General features: G+C 71.0%; 12 protein-coding genes. All 12 read right to left on the bottom strand.

Annotated elements, in window-relative coordinates; all coding sequences use genetic code 11:
• Window positions 1-6: 6 nt before the first annotated feature.
• Genes Vse01_RS25230 through Vse01_RS25175 form a run of 12 tightly spaced genes read right to left on the bottom strand, consistent with a single transcriptional unit; the run spans window position 7 to window position 14,457 of the window.
• The gene (locus Vse01_RS25230) at window positions 7-1,797 is read right to left on the bottom strand and encodes a condensation domain-containing protein (RefSeq protein ID WP_170863574.1); all 1,791 of its coding nucleotides are present in this window, start codon (window positions 1,795-1,797) and stop codon (window positions 7-9) included.
• Between the two features lie 26 nt (window positions 1,798-1,823).
• Complete coding sequence (locus Vse01_RS25225) at window positions 1,824-2,051, bottom strand: acetyl xylan esterase (RefSeq protein ID WP_093408987.1); 228 nt, start codon at window positions 2,049-2,051, stop codon at window positions 1,824-1,826.
• Complete coding sequence (locus Vse01_RS25220; RefSeq protein WP_170863575.1) at window positions 2,044-2,598, bottom strand: holo-ACP synthase; 555 nt, start codon at window positions 2,596-2,598, stop codon at window positions 2,044-2,046. The genes Vse01_RS25225 and Vse01_RS25220 overlap by 8 nt, the downstream gene beginning before the upstream one ends.
• A complete protein-coding gene (locus Vse01_RS25215) occupies window positions 2,595-3,593 on the bottom strand; it encodes an NAD(P)H-dependent flavin oxidoreductase (RefSeq protein ID WP_093408992.1) in 999 nt (332 codons plus the stop codon). The genes Vse01_RS25220 and Vse01_RS25215 overlap by 4 nt, the downstream gene beginning before the upstream one ends.
• A complete protein-coding gene (locus tag Vse01_RS25210) occupies window positions 3,586-4,443 on the bottom strand; it encodes an aminoacyl--tRNA ligase-related protein (protein WP_093408995.1) in 858 nt (285 codons plus the stop codon). Before Vse01_RS25210 ends, Vse01_RS25215 begins: the two co-directional genes overlap by 8 nt.
• Window positions 4,440-5,315, bottom strand: coding sequence for a diiron oxygenase (locus Vse01_RS25205; RefSeq protein WP_093408997.1), 876 nt, complete (start codon window positions 5,313-5,315; stop codon window positions 4,440-4,442). The genes Vse01_RS25210 and Vse01_RS25205 overlap by 4 nt, the downstream gene beginning before the upstream one ends.
• Complete coding sequence (locus Vse01_RS25200) at window positions 5,312-6,799, bottom strand: condensation domain-containing protein (RefSeq protein ID WP_093409000.1); 1,488 nt, start codon at window positions 6,797-6,799, stop codon at window positions 5,312-5,314. Before Vse01_RS25200 ends, Vse01_RS25205 begins: the two co-directional genes overlap by 4 nt.
• Complete coding sequence (locus Vse01_RS25195) at window positions 6,796-8,586, bottom strand: ATP-binding cassette domain-containing protein (RefSeq protein ID WP_093409003.1); 1,791 nt, start codon at window positions 8,584-8,586, stop codon at window positions 6,796-6,798. Before Vse01_RS25195 ends, Vse01_RS25200 begins: the two co-directional genes overlap by 4 nt.
• Complete coding sequence (locus Vse01_RS25190) at window positions 8,583-10,466, bottom strand: ABC transporter ATP-binding protein (RefSeq protein WP_198413239.1); 1,884 nt, start codon at window positions 10,464-10,466, stop codon at window positions 8,583-8,585. The genes Vse01_RS25195 and Vse01_RS25190 overlap by 4 nt, the downstream gene beginning before the upstream one ends.
• Before the next feature lie 20 nt (window positions 10,467-10,486).
• Window positions 10,487-11,530, bottom strand: coding sequence for a methyltransferase (locus tag Vse01_RS25185; protein ID WP_170863576.1), 1,044 nt, complete (start codon window positions 11,528-11,530; stop codon window positions 10,487-10,489).
• Between the two features lie 2 nt (window positions 11,531-11,532).
• On the bottom strand, window positions 11,533-12,528 hold the full coding sequence (locus Vse01_RS25180; RefSeq protein ID WP_093409009.1) for a methyltransferase: 996 nt from the start codon (window positions 12,526-12,528) through the stop codon (window positions 11,533-11,535).
• A 21-nt stretch (window positions 12,529-12,549) separates the two neighbouring features.
• Window positions 12,550-14,457: a KedN5 family methylcobalamin-dependent radical SAM C-methyltransferase gene (locus Vse01_RS25175; RefSeq protein WP_170863577.1), complete on the bottom strand. Its 1,908-nt coding sequence runs from the start codon at window positions 14,455-14,457 to the stop codon at window positions 12,550-12,552.
• Window positions 14,458-15,245: the final 788 nt, after the last annotated feature.

Below are 15,245 nucleotides of genomic sequence, written 5' to 3'. Positions count from 1 at the left end.
GGTTCTTCAGCGACCGTCGTCTGCGGCAACCCAGGCCGCGCGACGAACCGCAGGATCGACCGAGAGCCGGTCGGTGGGGCCGTCGGCCCGCCGTCCCGTTCCCTCGGCGAGCACCGGGCACTTCTCCCACGCCAGCCGGTCGTCCGGATCATCCGGCCCGTGGGCGCACCGGACGTAGCGGGACGGTGCGCGGACATCCGTCCGCTCGCCGAGCGCGGCGACGAACGCCTCGTGCAGGTCGTGCAGGTCGCCGTCGGGCGGCCCGGCCAGATAGCCGACCAACCCGGAGCCGGTCGGGGCCGGATCCTCGGCCAGGAAGACCCCACCCACGGTGGCGTCGGGCAGCAGATCGCGCCAGAGCGCGCGAGTGCCGGCCAGATCGACCCATCCGTTGGGGCCACGCACCCAGTCCGGGCCGCGCACGACCGACGGCACCCCGATGGCCTCGGAGGTCAGCTCTGCGGTGAGGTCGTCGGTCGCCGCTGCGATCACCACCCGTTCGATGCCGTGCAGCAGTGCGACGACGTCCTCCGTCGGCACGTACGCGGTGTCACAGAGCATCGACAGCCGGGTCGCCGCGCCAGCGGTGGCCACGGTCAGGAACACCCGGGCATCCATCAGGTCCCAACCGCCGGCCGGTTCGATCCTCGTGCCGGCGGCCAGCCGGCGTATCGTCCGCTCGTCCGCCGGGTCGGTCGGCACGGCGGACGTGACGCCGTCGCGTACGTCGTTGAAGTAGACGCCGATGCCGAGGACCGCGCCACGCGCGAGGTGCTCGGCGGCCCTCATCCGCCAGGCCGCCTCGGGGTCGTAGTAACCGAACCGGTACGCGCCCACGCCCGCCAGGAAGGTCCGCCGGACGATCCGCGCGAAGGAGTCCTCAGCCAGATCGACCCGGACGATGCCGTCTCCGGCGACCGTGGCGACCAGCCTTTCCCGCTCCGCGTCGCGGTTGGCGCAGATGAGCTGCACCGGCACGACGTCATGGCCGGTGTACCGGCCCAACACGAGAGCCTGCGCCGCCAACAACACCGCCGACGAGGTGACCCGCAGGCGTACGGCGGCAGCCGCGGCGGCGGCGGTGACCGCCTCGCTGTACATGATCGTCCGGCGGAATCGGGGGGACCCGGTGTCGTGGGTGCGGTAGTCGAAGATGGAGGCGGGAATGTTCCGGAGCGTACGGGCCCAGTGCCGCAGGGCTGTCTCGCTCGTGGCGTGCCCCGCCTCGGACCGCTCGTACGCGGCCTGGTCGACGGGCTGGCGTTCGGGAAGCGGCGGCCGTCGCCCGGCCAACAGCTCCGCGAGATCCGCCATGACCAGCTCGGCACCGGTGTGGTCGACGGCCAGATGACTGAACACCACCGCCACGAACCGTGGTCGGTCAGCCTCGGTCAGCACCGCGATCCGTACCGGCCACTCGTGCACCGGCAACACGAGGCCGGCGAGTTGGTACATCCGTGTCCAGGCGGCCGCGTCCGCCGAGGCGTGCCCGGCGGTGGACAACGGCTCCACCGCGACCGGCAGCTCGCCGGAGCCCTGCACCGTCTGCCGCAGGGTCGAGTCTGCGAACTCGAACACGGTTCGCAGCGTCTCGTGCCGGCGAAGCAGTTCACCGAGCGCGTCGGCGACATCGGTCAGACCGCACCGCTGCGGCACCGGCAGAACCCGCCCCGCGTTGAAGTACGGATCGTGCTCCCCCATGAACTGGATGCAGGACCAGATGGCCCGTTGTCCCCAGGTCGCTTCCGCCTCGACGGTCCGTTCGTCCGTCACCCGGACGAGAAGGGAGTTCGGCATCTTGTCGTCCCCCCGTGCGGCGGGCCTCATTCGGCCGGCAGGAACCGCTTGCGGATCCGGCCCAGTGTCCGGAAGTCATCGACGCTCAACTGCTGCAGGTCGATCGGACTGCCGGAGACCTCCTCCAGGAGGTAGACGAAATCCAGGAAGTCCAGCGAATCGATCAAGCGGGCCTCGATGAGGTCGTCGTCCTCGCCGATGTCGCCGGTCAGCGACGGGTTCCTGCTCCGGATCCACTCGCGGATCTCATCCATGTGGGTACTCCTCGATCGAGTCGGGGTCAGCGGACCCGGCCACCGCGATCGCCGCGGCCCAGCCGTCCTGATGGGTGATGCTCACCGCGACCGAACGCACGCCGCGGTACTCGGCGTGCCGCCCGGCCCGGCCGGACAACCGCACGACCGGAGCGCCGTGCGGCAGCCGCAGCACCTCGATGTCGTGCCAGGCCACAAGGTCGTCCGGGCGCAACGCCTTGACGACCGCCTCCTTGGCGGCGACCCGGCCGGCCGCCCGTTCGGGCAGATCACCGCGGACGAGTCGCAACTGCTCCAGTTCCGCCCCGGTGAACATGTCGGCCAGCCAGCGGTCCCCGTGGCGGTCGATCGCGCGGCGGACCCGATCGACCGCGACCAGGTCGAGACCGACCTCCGGCGCATCACCGACCAGCCGGCGCAGTGCCTCGACAGGCCCACACCCCGGTCCGCGACCGTCGAGATCCCGGCCCGGCAGATCCCGGAGCCCCGGACCTCGGCCCGCCAGGTCCCGACCGTCCGGTGCGCCCGGCGGCACCGTGCGGGTCACAGCGCACTTCCGACCCGCGCGACGGATTCGCCGGTGGCCGGCAGGCCCGTCAGACGCGACACGATCTCCGCGGCCGGCTCCACCGCCGTCACCCACCGGGCGCCGGTACCCGCATAGCGGGCCATCTCGGCGATCCCGCCCTGCGTCTCGACGGTCGGCACGGCGGCGGACCCGCGCGGCACCGGCAACCGCCGGCCGGTAACCGTGGTCCAGGCGACGAAGCGGCCGGCCGGCGGTTGCGCCGCCTGCGTGACGGCCGAACGCAGCACCCGGTGCCGACGACCCGGCCAGCCGATCGCGAACCGGTCGGTGACGGTGGTGGCGTCCTCGCCGGCCGCCACGATGGCGGCCTGGTAGTCCGGATGCGCGGCCGCCTCCGCCGCGACCACGAACGCCGTGCCGCACAGGCAGCCACCCGCGCCGGCCCGCAGGTGCTCCGCGACCTGGTCGGCGCGCTGGATACCACCGGCGGCCAGCACCGGCACCGACACGCCGCGGTCCAGCACCTCGGCAAGCAGATCGGCCACCGGCCGGTCCCCCAGATGGTGTCCGCCGGCCTCGACGCCCTGCACGGCGAGCACGTCGGCGCCGTCCGCCGCCGCCCGCTGAGCGTCGGCGGCCGACCCGACCTGGACCAGAACGGTGTGCCCCGCGTCGTGCGCCCGGGGTACCAGCCACGACGGCGGCAGGCCGTACACGTTGATCACCAGTCTTCGGTCGGCGGCGTCCAGCACCGCGGCGACCTGCGCGGGCAGCGTCGCCCCGGCAACCTCCGGGATGACGTTGACGCCGAAGGTGGCCGCGGTGTTCTCCGCCGTGCGGCGGACCAACTCGGCGGCGGTCGACGCGTCGACGCGGTACAGCGCCACCGTCCCCAACGCGCCGGCTTCGGCCACCGCCGCGGCCAGGGCGGGGCCGGCCACCCCGCCCATGCCGGCCTGCACCAGGGGCAGCCGGACGCCGAGCACACCGGCGGTGACCGGGACGTCAGCCACTGGCCCGCTCCGCGACCGCCAGCGCAGCGCGCACCGACCCGTGCGCGCACACCATCGCGTGAATCCAGCGTTCGACACCGAACGCGGTGCACGAGCTGTACGCGTTGTCGGCACCGAGCCGGATGTCGAGCCGCTCACCGAAGAAGTTGCGATGCCGGTTCACCGAGGCGATGGCGGTGCCGTCCACGGTGACGAACTCGTGCTTGACCGGGTCCAGCATGGCCAGCCGGGCCCGGGAACCGGTGCGGTCGTAGAACGGATCGTTGGCCGCCTCCACCGTCACCGGCACGCCGAGCCGGTTGGCGAGGTCGAGGATCATCTCGCGGGAGACGTTCAGGTGCCCGGCGGCACCGTCCTGGTCCCCCACGAACAGGATCTCCCGCATGTGGAAGCCCCAGAGCCGGCGCAGGCCCTCGAACCGCTCCTCGTTGCGGAAACATCGGCCGGTCGCGGACAGCCGTACGGGCGTGTCGAGGCGGACGCCCGTCATGGCGGTGAGCAACCCGTAGCAGGTCGCGGAGGGCAGGAGGTAGCCGGTCGGCACGGTGTCCAGCGCGGTGGGGTCGGCGCCGGCGGCGGCCTCGGCGGTCGCCTCGGGTGTCAGGCGGGCGGCCAGCACGCCCAGGTGCGGAAAGTTACGGAAGTAGTCGAGTCGGACGAGGTCCGCCGCCGGCAGCAGCGGCGGCCCGACCACGGGCGCCGCGCCGAACCGCTCCGCGACCCCGACGAAGAGCCCGTCGAGAAGGTGAAAGAGGCGAGCCTGGTCGGGGTCGAGCACGATCAGCCCGGGGCCCGGGTCGCGCAGCGCCGGCACGGCGCCGAGATGAGCTTCGGTCGGGCCCGCGGTCATGCCAGCACCCCGATCCGTCGGTAGAAGCTGTACGCGCGCCCGGCGAAGGCGTCGTGCACCGCTCGGCGTCCCGGGTCGGCCAACAGCCGCTGCCGGAACGCGGCGGGCCGGTCGATCCCCGCGTCCCGGTAGGCGTCCACGCTGTACATCTGGTGCAGAGAGGATTCGATGTACCGGGCCACGTACCGGCGGGCCTGCTCCACCTCGGCCGGCTCGCACGTGGCCCGCAACCGGTCGAACAGCACCCGGACGAGGTGGCAGCCGAACGCGATGTGCCGTGACTCGTCCTGGTGGTGCACCCGGTTGATGGCCCGGATCGTCTCCGGCAGAGTGGCGTCGGCCGCCATCCGGCTGTTGAAGTAGTCGACGATGATCTCGAAAATGAGGATCCGGCTGAAGACGATGAAGTGGTCGACGACCGGGCTGGCCGGCTCCCGGGGAAACGCCATCGTCCGGTCCGGATAGATCTTCCCGCCGTAGCGCAGGCAGAACTCGGCGAAGAACCACATGTGCTCGTTCTCCTCACCGAGGAAGTGATGGAAGAACGGGGTGGGGATCTCGAATCCGGGCGTGTGTATCCGCGCCACGACCTCGGTCATCAGGTCCCGGATCCCGTGCACGTTGAGGCTGTAGAAGTGGATGCTCTCCCACTTGGACAGCGCCAGTCGCTGCGCCGACGACAGTTCGGCGGCCGCCTCGGTGCCGTGCACGGTCATCAGGTCGGCACTCATCCACGGAATGCTCTCGTCGATGTGATCCGGCCACTCGAACGTCTGGTAGGGGTTGTAGTAGTTCTCCTCGGCGGTGTGGGTGAGGCGGTCCACCGCGGTCCGCATCTCGTCGTCCCAGGTCAGTTCGGTCACAGCGGTCATACGGCGCCTCCGGGGGTAGAAGACCTCTGCACGATCTCGGGCGTGTCCTGCGATGCTCCGGCGGGCGCGTCGAGGTGTACCCAGTCCGGACCGCTGCGGGTCCAGTCGGGTCCGCGCCGAACCACGGCGAGCCCGGCGACCGCGGCGAGGTCGGAGATCCGCAGATCGTCGGCCTCCACGGCGGTGACCAGGATCTCCTCGACCGCGCGCAGCAGGGCGAACGCCGTCTCGCGAGCCAGGTAGGCGGTGTCCGCGAGCAGGTACAGCTGGCCGGTGTCGGGGGCCGCGCCGGTGGCGAAGAACGCCTTGGCGTCCACCTTGGCGTGCGAGCCCACCACAAAGGTGCGGGTCCGTGAGCTGAGGCCGCGTAGGCCGTCGGGCGCGGCCGGCAGCCGGGGCCAGACGCCGGAGGCTCGGATGTCGTTGAAGTACGCGGACAGGTCCATCGGAGCGCCCCGCACGAGGCCGGCCTGTTCCCGCAACTGGCGAACGGCCGCCGGATCGTAATGCCCGTACCGGTACGCCGCCATCGCCTGCATGTGGCCCCGCCGCACCGTCTCGGCGAAGGAGCCCGCGTCCAGATCCAGCAGCAGCAGGCCGTCCTGGGCCGCCGGGCCGACCATGGTGCGGAACCGCCGGTCGTGCCGGTTGGCGACGATGAGCTGAAGCGCGACGCGGTCGTGCCCGGTGTGCACCCCGAGCAGGACGCCACAGGCCACGGTCAGCACGCTGGCGGTGCTCACTCCCCACCGGTGCGCGAGCTCCGTGGCGGCCACCGCCAGGGCCGGCGACTCCATGCCGACCCGCACGAACCGTAGCGTCTCCGGTTCCCGTGGCGGGAAGTCGAACAGTGTCCGTGGCGCCTGCGCCAGCGTCCGGGCCCAGTACTCCACCGACTCGGCACCCCGACCGGCGCCGGCGCCGTCGCGTTCGAACGCCACCCGGTCCAGCGGCTGCGTCGGCACGTCACCCGGGTCCGCGCCGGCGACCAGGGCGGCCCAGTCGTCGGTGAGCACCCGGATCGACCAGGCGTCCACGGCCAGGTGCGACAGGGCCAGCGCCAGCTGGGTGGCCACACCGTCGCGGCGCACCACCGCGCAGCGGAACGGCAGCTCCTCGGCGTACCGGAAGGCGCGTGCCGCGAGGTCGGCGGCGACCCGCTGCGCCACCTGCGCGTCGTCGTCCCCGGCCTCGTGCACGTCGACGCAGAGCTCGCCGGCCGCCACAACGGTCTGTCGGGCACCGTCCGGAGTGTCCGCGATCGTGGTGCGCAGCGCCTCGTGCCGCTCCACCAGCCGGCGCAACGCGGCACCGACCCGGTCCAGGTCGGGGCCGCCGACGATCGGCAGCACGTACGGGATGTTGAAGTACGGGTCGTCCTCGTCGAGCCAGCGTACGGTCCGCCAGATCGACTCCTGCCCCCAGCTCAGCGCCGCCTCGGCGGTACGGGTGCCGGCGAACGGCACGGTCATCGACGCCGTCACGTGGACACCCGCGCCTGCATGCCGAACAGCTCCGCGTACAGACCGCCGCGCGCCATCAGCTCGGCGTGGCTGCCACTCTCGGCCACCCGGCCACCGTCCAGCACGACGATCAGGTCCGCCATGCGTACGGTGGAGAACCGGTGCGACACGAAGAGCGTGACGCCACCGTTGACGGCGCCCACCCGCCCGGCGGAGTCCCGGTACCGTTCGAAGATGGCGTGTTCGGCGGCCGCGTCCAGGGCCGCCGCCGGTTCGTCGAGCACCAGCAACAGCGGTCGGTCGCGCATCATCGTCCGAGCCAGCCCGAGCCGTTGCCACTGACCGCCGGAAAGCTCCGCGCCGTCGCCGTACCCCTTTCCGAGCAGCCCGTCCAGACCACCCGGCACCGCGGCCACCGCGCCGCCGGCCTCGGCCCGGTCGACGGCGTCGGCGACCGCGTCGCGGTCCTCGACGCGCGCCACGTCACCGAGCCCGACACTCTCCCGCACCAGCAGTTCGAAGCGCGCGAAGTCCTGGAACAGCGGGGCCACCCGCTTGCGCCACTCGTCGTCCGGCACGTCAGCCAGGTCGCCGTGGTCCAGCAGGATCCGCCCGGACACCGGCTGGTACAGCCCGCAGAGGAGCTTGACCAGCGTGCTCTTGCCGGCGCCGTTCTCACCGACGATGGCAACCGAACCCCCGGCCGGCAACCGCAGGTTGATGTCGCGGAGCACGAGACGGTCGGTTCCCGGGTAGTGGAAACTGACGTTCTCCAGCACGATGCCGTCGTTCAGACGCTCCGGCACCACGCCGGACGACTCGGTGCCCACGGTGGCCGCCGCGCCGGTCGACCGGCGCAGCCGGGTCAGCCGGGCCACGGTCCGGCCGACCCCCTGCAACAGCGCGAGCAGGTTGAGAGCGCTGGCCACCTGCACCGCCACCTGCACCGCCAGGGTGATCACCAGGACCACGTCGCCCACGTCGGCGCGCCCGTCGCGTACCTGAGAGATGATCAGCACCACCGCGCCGCCGTACGCCAGCGCGAACACCGACTGGCCGGCGGAGCGCAGCGTCGCCGCCCGGCGGTGCGCCCGCCACAACAGTCGGGTCGACGCCGACCAGGCCCGTTCGTGCCGGCGCAGCAGTTCCTGCTCGCCGTGGAACAGGCGGATCTCCTTGATCGCGGCCGGAGTGGTGGCCAGTTCCAGCAGGTGCCGTGCCTGCCGGGTGGTTTCGGCGGCGTTCTCCTTGGCCGCGTCGATGGTCGCCTGGGCCCGCTTACCGATGAACACCGGCGCAAGAGCCGCGACGGGCAGCAGGAGCAGCCACGGATTCAGCATCGCCAGCACGACGGTCGTGACGAGAACCTGGAGCAGCAGGCCGCCGAGTTGCAGCACCGCCTCCAGCGCGACCCGGGTGCGGACCAGTTCCTCCTGCACCATCGTCACGCCGTCGGCGAACTCCGGGTCGTCCACCCGTTCCAGCCCGTGGCCCGCGTTGACGTGGCGCAACAGTTCCTCGTTGAGGGCCACCTCGGCCAGTTCGCCAACCTCGAAGTACGACAGGTGCGCGAAGTGGCCCAACATCAGCTCGAAGGTGAGCAGCACCGCGACGACGAGCGCGGCGATGGTGGCCGCCGAGACGTCGCCGCTCAGCGCGGCGTTTGTGAGATCCCGCAGGCCCAGCGCGATGAACGGGGTCGCGGCGTAACCCAGGAGCATCAACACGCCCGACCGGATGAGCCGGCCACGGTCCAGGCGGGCCGCCAGGCCCAGCATGAAACGGGCGGTACGCAACAGCCCTATCATGCGGTCACCTCCACGAGCGGCTCGTCGTCGCCGGAGAAGCGCCGCGCCTGGAGACGGAACAGCTCGGCGTACTGGCCGCCGGCCGCCATCAGCTCGTCGTGGCTGCCCTGCTCGGTGACCCGTCCGCCGTCCAGGACGATGATCTGGTCGGCGCGTCGTACGGTCGAGAACCGGTGCGAGATGATCACTGTGGTGAGTCCGCGGGTCAGTTCGAGGAACCGGTCGTAGAACTCGACCTCCGCGCGGACGTCGAGTTGGGCGGTGGGTTCGTCGAGCACCAGGACGGACGCGCCGTGCCGCACCGCGAACAGCGCCCGGGCGAGGGCGATCCGTTGCCACTGGCCACCGGAGAGGTCGGTGCCGCCCGCGTACTGCCGGGACAGGATCGTGTCCAGTCCGTGCGGCAGAGCGTCGATCACGTCCTCGGCGCCCGCCCGGCGGGCGGCGGCCAGCAGACCTTCCCGATCGTCGAGGTGGTCCGCCGCGCCCAGGCCGATGTTCGCCGCCGCGTCCAGCTCGTAGTGCACGTAGTCCTGGAAGATGACGGCGAGCCGTTGTTGCCAGTCCCGCGGTGAGTACTGGCGCAGGTCGACGCCGCCGACCGAGATCGCCCCGCCGGTCGGGTCGTAGAGCCGGGCCAGCAGCTTGACCAACGTCGTCTTGCCGGCACCGTTGAGCCCGACGATGGCGGTGCTCCGCCCCGCCGGCAGGGTGCAGGAGACTCCGTCGAGCACCGGGCTGCCGGCCTCGCCGTAGCGGAACGCCACGTCGTCGAAGCGGATCGGGCCGATCGTACCGGCCGGCACCGGCAGGTCACCGGCGACGCCGGCCCGGCCTTCGGCGGCGGTCCGCTCGAACGTGGTCAGCGCCTGGTACGCCTGCATGCCGTACTGGGTCTGCACGTCCGACTCCGGGAAGAACACCCCGAACCGGATCGGGATCAGCACCCCCTGGATGGCGATACCCAGCTGCGTGAGCGTCAGCGTGCCGCTGCCGGCGGCACCGGCCAGCCAGTACAGCACCGTCGCGCCGCCGACCAGCGCGACGGCGGCGTACGCGAGGAACGGGCGCAGCAGGATCCGCCGCCGGCCGACCCACAGCGGATCCAGGTAGGAACGTGAGTCGTCCCGATGCCGGCGCTGGTACCACTCCAGCAGCCCGAACATCCGCATCTCCTTGGCCACCTTCGTGCTGGTGCCGAAGGAGCGCAGATACATCACCCGCTGCCGGCTCGACAGCAGACTGACCCAGAGCGCGCCGAAGCGGCCGAGGGAACCACGCTGGCCGTACCGGACGATCAACGCGGTCGCCCCGATCAGCAGCGCAGCGGGTACCGAGAGCACGAACCCGACCAGGATGACCGCACCGGCGAGCTGGCTGTACCGCGCGATCAACGCCAGCGCGCCCGCGACCGCGTCACCCGGCGTGGGCAGCACCCGGTCGTAGCCGCCCCGCGCCTCACCGAGCAGCCCGCTGATGTCGGGGCGCTCCAGCACCGCGATCGGGGCTTCGGCAAGGGCCGCGCGGCCCAGCCGCCCGGCGCAGAAGCCGTCCACCCGCCGGATCACCACCTCGCCCAGAGCCGACTGGAACGGCACCAGCATCTGCTGGAAGACGAAGGCGGCCACCGCGATCGTCAGGCTGAGCACGACGGTGCGCCAGGCGTCCGGAGCCCCACCGGCGACTGCCGGCAGGTCACCGAGCACCTGGCCGGTCCAGATGATGAAGGCCATCGGCAGCACGCCGATCGCCAGGTTGAGCAGGACCGCGGCGATGATCACTGAGGCGCCGGCCCGGGGTAGCAGCCGGAAGATGGCCGACCAGCGTTCCCGGGTCGGCCGCGTCCAACCGCGTACGCGTTCGGTCAGGGTGGGCGACACGGCCGCCACCTTTCTCTCGGTCATCGGCGGGCCCGCCGACCGATGACGGCGGTGCGGTCGGCTGCGGTCGGCCGACACTCCACGTAGTCGAAGCCGGCCTCGGCGAACATGCCGCGCAGCTCCGCCACGGACCAGCACTTGCCGGGGGTCGAGTGCATGAGCAGCACCGAGTACTCCGCCACCGGCAACGGGCCTGATCGTTCATCGTCGATATGGGTGTCGTGCACCACGAGCCAGCCGCCGGGCGGCAGGGCGGCGGCTGAGTTCGCCAGCAGCCGGCGGACCTCGCCGGCTCCCCAGTCGTGCAGCACGTGCGAGTACAGGTGGGCGTCGTACTCACCGGGCAGGCCGGCGAACATGTCGCCGGCCACGACACCGACCCGGTCCGCGTGGCCGCGCGTGGCCAGCAGGGTGCGGGCGACGTCGTCCACCGGCGGCCGTTCGAAGACATCGACCCGCAGATCAGGCAGTCGCTCCACCAGCGCGGAGCCGTAGATTCCGGAGCCACCGCCCACATCCAGGACCGCGCGTGCGGGCAGGTCCGCGATCGCTTCGGCCAGGGCCGGGCCCAGGTACGCGCCCCGCGCGTCCATCGCGGCGGTGATCGAAGCGGCGAACTCCGGCGACGCCAGCCGATCCGACCACACCTCTTGGCCACCGGCGCCGGCCCACGCCGCAGGGCGTCCGGAACGAAGGACCGCGAGCAGATCCCGGCAGGTGGGCCGCTCCCGCAACGAGGCGTAGTAGGCCCGCAGGTCGTACGGCGAACCGGCGACCAGGTGGTCCCGGGCAACCCTGGTCGGCACGATCCGGTCGCCGACGCGGACCAGCAGCCCCCGCGCGACGAGGTAGGTGATCGTCACGTCGGCCGCCCGTGGGTCGAGGTGATGCGCCCCGCACACCTGCTCGATCCCGGCCGGGTCGTCGTGCTCGCGCTCGTACCTGTCGAGCCAGGTGAACAGGTCCAGCTCCGCGACGACCACGATGAGCAGGTCGGCGGCGTACACGCCGTCGCGGAGCCGGTACAGCTCGGTGGGATCGGTGACGACCGTCTCGTGGCGCACCGTCACTCCGGCTTGCGTGCGATCAGCACGTGTGACGAGGCCCCGGCGATCGGCTCCACCTGAGGCTCACCGAAGCCGTTGTCAATGATCAACCGGCTGAGCTCGGCCACGCTGAAGTCCCGTCCGCCCTCCCACAACACCATCGACGAGACGTTGTGCAGCGCGGAGAACAGGGGCCCGGTGCGGTCCTCGTTGAGCAGGTTGCCGTTGACGATCAGCCGGCCGCCCGGCGCGAGCGCCCGGTGCGCCCGCCGGAGCATGTCGGCGGCGGTCTCCCGCCGCTCGGAGTGCAGCATGTTGGACATGAGCACGGCGGCGAGGCCGGTGCCGTACTCCTCCCGGGTGTAGTCGCGCCCCACCACGCTGACCCGGTCGGCCATCCCGTGTTCGGCGATCACCTTGCTGGCCAGCGGCACCGCGTCCGGCAGTTCCCAGATGACGGAGGTGAGCCCGGGATGCCGCCGGCACAGCGCCATCGAATACGCGCCGCAGCCCCCGCCGAGATCGACGAGTGCACCCTCCAGCGGGCCCGGTATGCACACGGCCAGTTCCTCGGCGAGCCGGGTGGCGTACCGGAAGAACCCGACCTCCAGGTCGGCGAGGTAGGCCGGGTCCTCGGTCAGCCGAATGTCGTGGCCCAGGGCCGGCCCGCCGTTGCGGACCACGTCGGTCAGCCGCGCCCAGGCCCGGGCCCAGCGGCCCATGGTTCGTACCCACTCGACCAGGCATTCGTCGGTGTCCCCGGTGAGCAGCCGGCGGGACAGCTCGGTGTTGGCGTACACCGCTCCGGTACGGCTCAGCAACCGCAGTGCCACGCCGGCGTCGAGTACCGCCTCGGTGGCTTCCGGGTGCCACCCATGGGCGGCGGCCAGCTCCGCCGCGGTGGCCGGCTGGTCGGCGAGCGCGGTGAAGACGTCCAGCTCGGCGAGGGTGTAGAGCACCTCCGCCTGCCAGGTGCCGACGGTCAGCTGCGTCACGTGCCGCATACCCAGGTCCATGTGTCTCTCCGATCGCTCAAGTCATCCGGCTACGTCCTGGACCAGCTGGCCGCCCAGGACGTCGCGCTCTGGCCGGCCGAGGAAGTACGCCGACTGTTCGTGATTCGTGGTGGCCACGAATGCGGCGAAACCCACCTTGTAGTAGAAGGAGGTGACCAGTCGCCGTGGTTCGATCGGCACTGTCTCGCCACGTCCGATCGCCTCCACCAGGCGCGGCACGTCGAACTCGAACTCGACCGGCGCGCCGCGCAGGAAGGCCTCGCCGTCGATGTCGACCAGATCCAATCCGGCCGCTTCCAGGCTGCCCGGCTCGGCACAGGTGGGCTGGGTGACGATGTCGTACCGGAATGCCTCGTCCAGGCACCGGCGGGCCGACTCCGGCACCAGCGGACGAACCGCCTCCTGCCACCACCGGCTGAGCACCGTCTTGGCACGTGGATCGCCGTACATGTAGACCAACGCCGGACTGACCGCGCCGAACTCGGCGGCGGCGTTGGCGGCCGCCTCCCGCAGCGGCGCCGAGTCGGTGTCGTCCTGACGCTCCAACCAGTCGGCGAAGTTCAGCAGCAACGTGGACTGGCTGAGCCCGGCGTACACCCGGGCCGGTGCCCACACGTGCCGCAGCACCAGGTTCTCCGCCAGCACCCGGGCGTAGAAGATGAACCGGCGAGCCTCGAGATTCTCCCGCAGCGGCATGGTGTGGTGGGCTAGGACGTACTCGAAGTCGTCGGTGTCGCCGCGCACGGTCACGAACCCGTACGCGTCCTTCTTGTCGAAGTACTCGGTGTTCGGCAGCAGGAGCATCGGATAGACGGCGATCCGGGACACGTGTTCGGCGAGGCGGTCGTAGCCACGCAGGAACGACTGCAGGCTCTCCCCCGGGGCTCCCCAGATCAGCTCCGCGTAGCAGTCCAGTTCCTCGGCCTTGAGCCACTCGACGAGGTCGCGCCAGTCGTTGACCTTCATGTTGCGGCGGTTCATCAGCTTGAGGGCGTCGTCGGAGAGGGTCTGCAGGGCCAGGGTGAACGAGCTGCGCATCCCGGCGTTCTTCATGTCCCGGACGATCTGGTAGAAGACCTTCGACTTGTTCTTGGCCCAGGACGTCTCCAGCGTGCGCGGGTACCCGTAACGCTCACGAATCTCCAGCAGATCCGCGACGAACTCCGCGTCGATCGGCAGCATGCCGAAGTTGGCGTCGCAGAGCACCACCGTGTGCACCTTGTGCTGGGCGAGGAACTCCAGCTCGTCGCGGAGACGCTGGCGGGAGAAGGCCCGCACCCGCTGGCCTACCGCACCGCCCCAGTAGCAGAACGAGCACTTGTACGGGCAGCCCCGGTTGGTCTCCATCAGGGCGACGTCGTACCGGAACTCGCCGGCGTCGTCGAGCAGTGGGATGGCCCCGGTCAGCAGGGGCGACGGGATGACGTCCAGGTCCTCCAGGCGTGGCCGGTCCGGCGTGGTCACCACCGCACCGTCCGGATCCTGGAAGGAGATTCCGTCGATGTCGCCCAGCGACCGCGGCGAGCGCCCGTCGAGGTAGGCGGTGACCAGCTCGGTGAAGACGAACTCGCCCTCGCCGTTGACCACCACGTCGACCTCGGGAACCATCGCGAAGGTCCGCTGGGCGCGGTTGGCCACGTGGGTGCCGCCGAAGATCACCCAGCCGTCCGGGCGAAGCTGCTTGAACGTCTCCGCCAGGACCCCGAACTCCCGGTAGTTCCAACCGAGCACGGAGAACGCCAGGACATCGGGCGCGCCGTCCCGAAATAGATCTTGGGAGAGCGCGGAAAGCTTCATCCCGCCGCGGTAATTGCGGATCTCTATCTCGGTCTCCCGCGCAATCCGTTCGTCGGCGAGCGCGGTGGCCTTGAGGTAGCCGGCGGCGAGGGGCATGGATTCCATCGGCGTGTCCCAAACGCCTTGCTGCACGAGCCAAACCTGCCGTTTGGCACTGTCAACGGGCACGCGAACTCCTCATCGGGCACAACTCACAGCCGTTCACCGCGGACCGTGCGGCCCAATAGGCAGGACGGTCAGAACGGAGTTGGAGAGTGGGTGGCGCTCACCGACACGGAGGCGCGTACACCCGGCCACGAGATCGTCGCGACGCGTTTGCAGCAATCCCCCGTTGTTCGACACCGGCTGCCTGTTTGCCATCGGCGACCAGCACTTCTGCGCTCACGGGCGAGCGATGGCCGACCGTGGGCGCGCTCCCATGGTGGGACAGCCCCCTGACGGGTGTCAATGCTGCCGACGTTCTCCGGACCGCCCATACGCCCCCACCTGTGGCTCTGTCAGCATTAGCTGTCCGCATGCTGGAACGGAAACGTCCGGATGGCACTACGCAGTCCTCGCCGACAACCGCCCGCCAGCGATGCGGCAGCAATCTAGATCTCTTAACGGTGGCGGCGCGCAGACGACCACCACGAGGCGCTCGGCGGAAGGAAGACCGCCGCGGAAATGCGACAGCATTTCGGTTGACCGTGCGTGCCGGGTTGGTCTAGCGTCTGTCGCGTGTTCGGGTGGATCGGGGGAAACACCACGACTTCGCGTTCATAACGGGCGGTCATCTCCTCGCACCGGCCAGGCGCGCAATCCGCGCCGGCGACAGGTGCGGCCCAAGCTCTGCGTCGACCTCAGCCGGCAAACGTGCCCTGCCCAGTTGCGGACCGTTGGGGTCCAGCCGCTGAGCCGTCCGCCGGTTGCTGCGCTTCAGC

The sequence above is a fragment of the Micromonospora sediminimaris genome, assembly GCF_016863575.1.
Lineage (GTDB): Bacteria > Actinomycetota > Actinomycetes > Mycobacteriales > Micromonosporaceae > Micromonospora > Micromonospora sediminimaris.
Note: the sequence above shows the minus strand (reverse complement) of the source record. Positions and strands in the feature narration are given on the sequence as shown.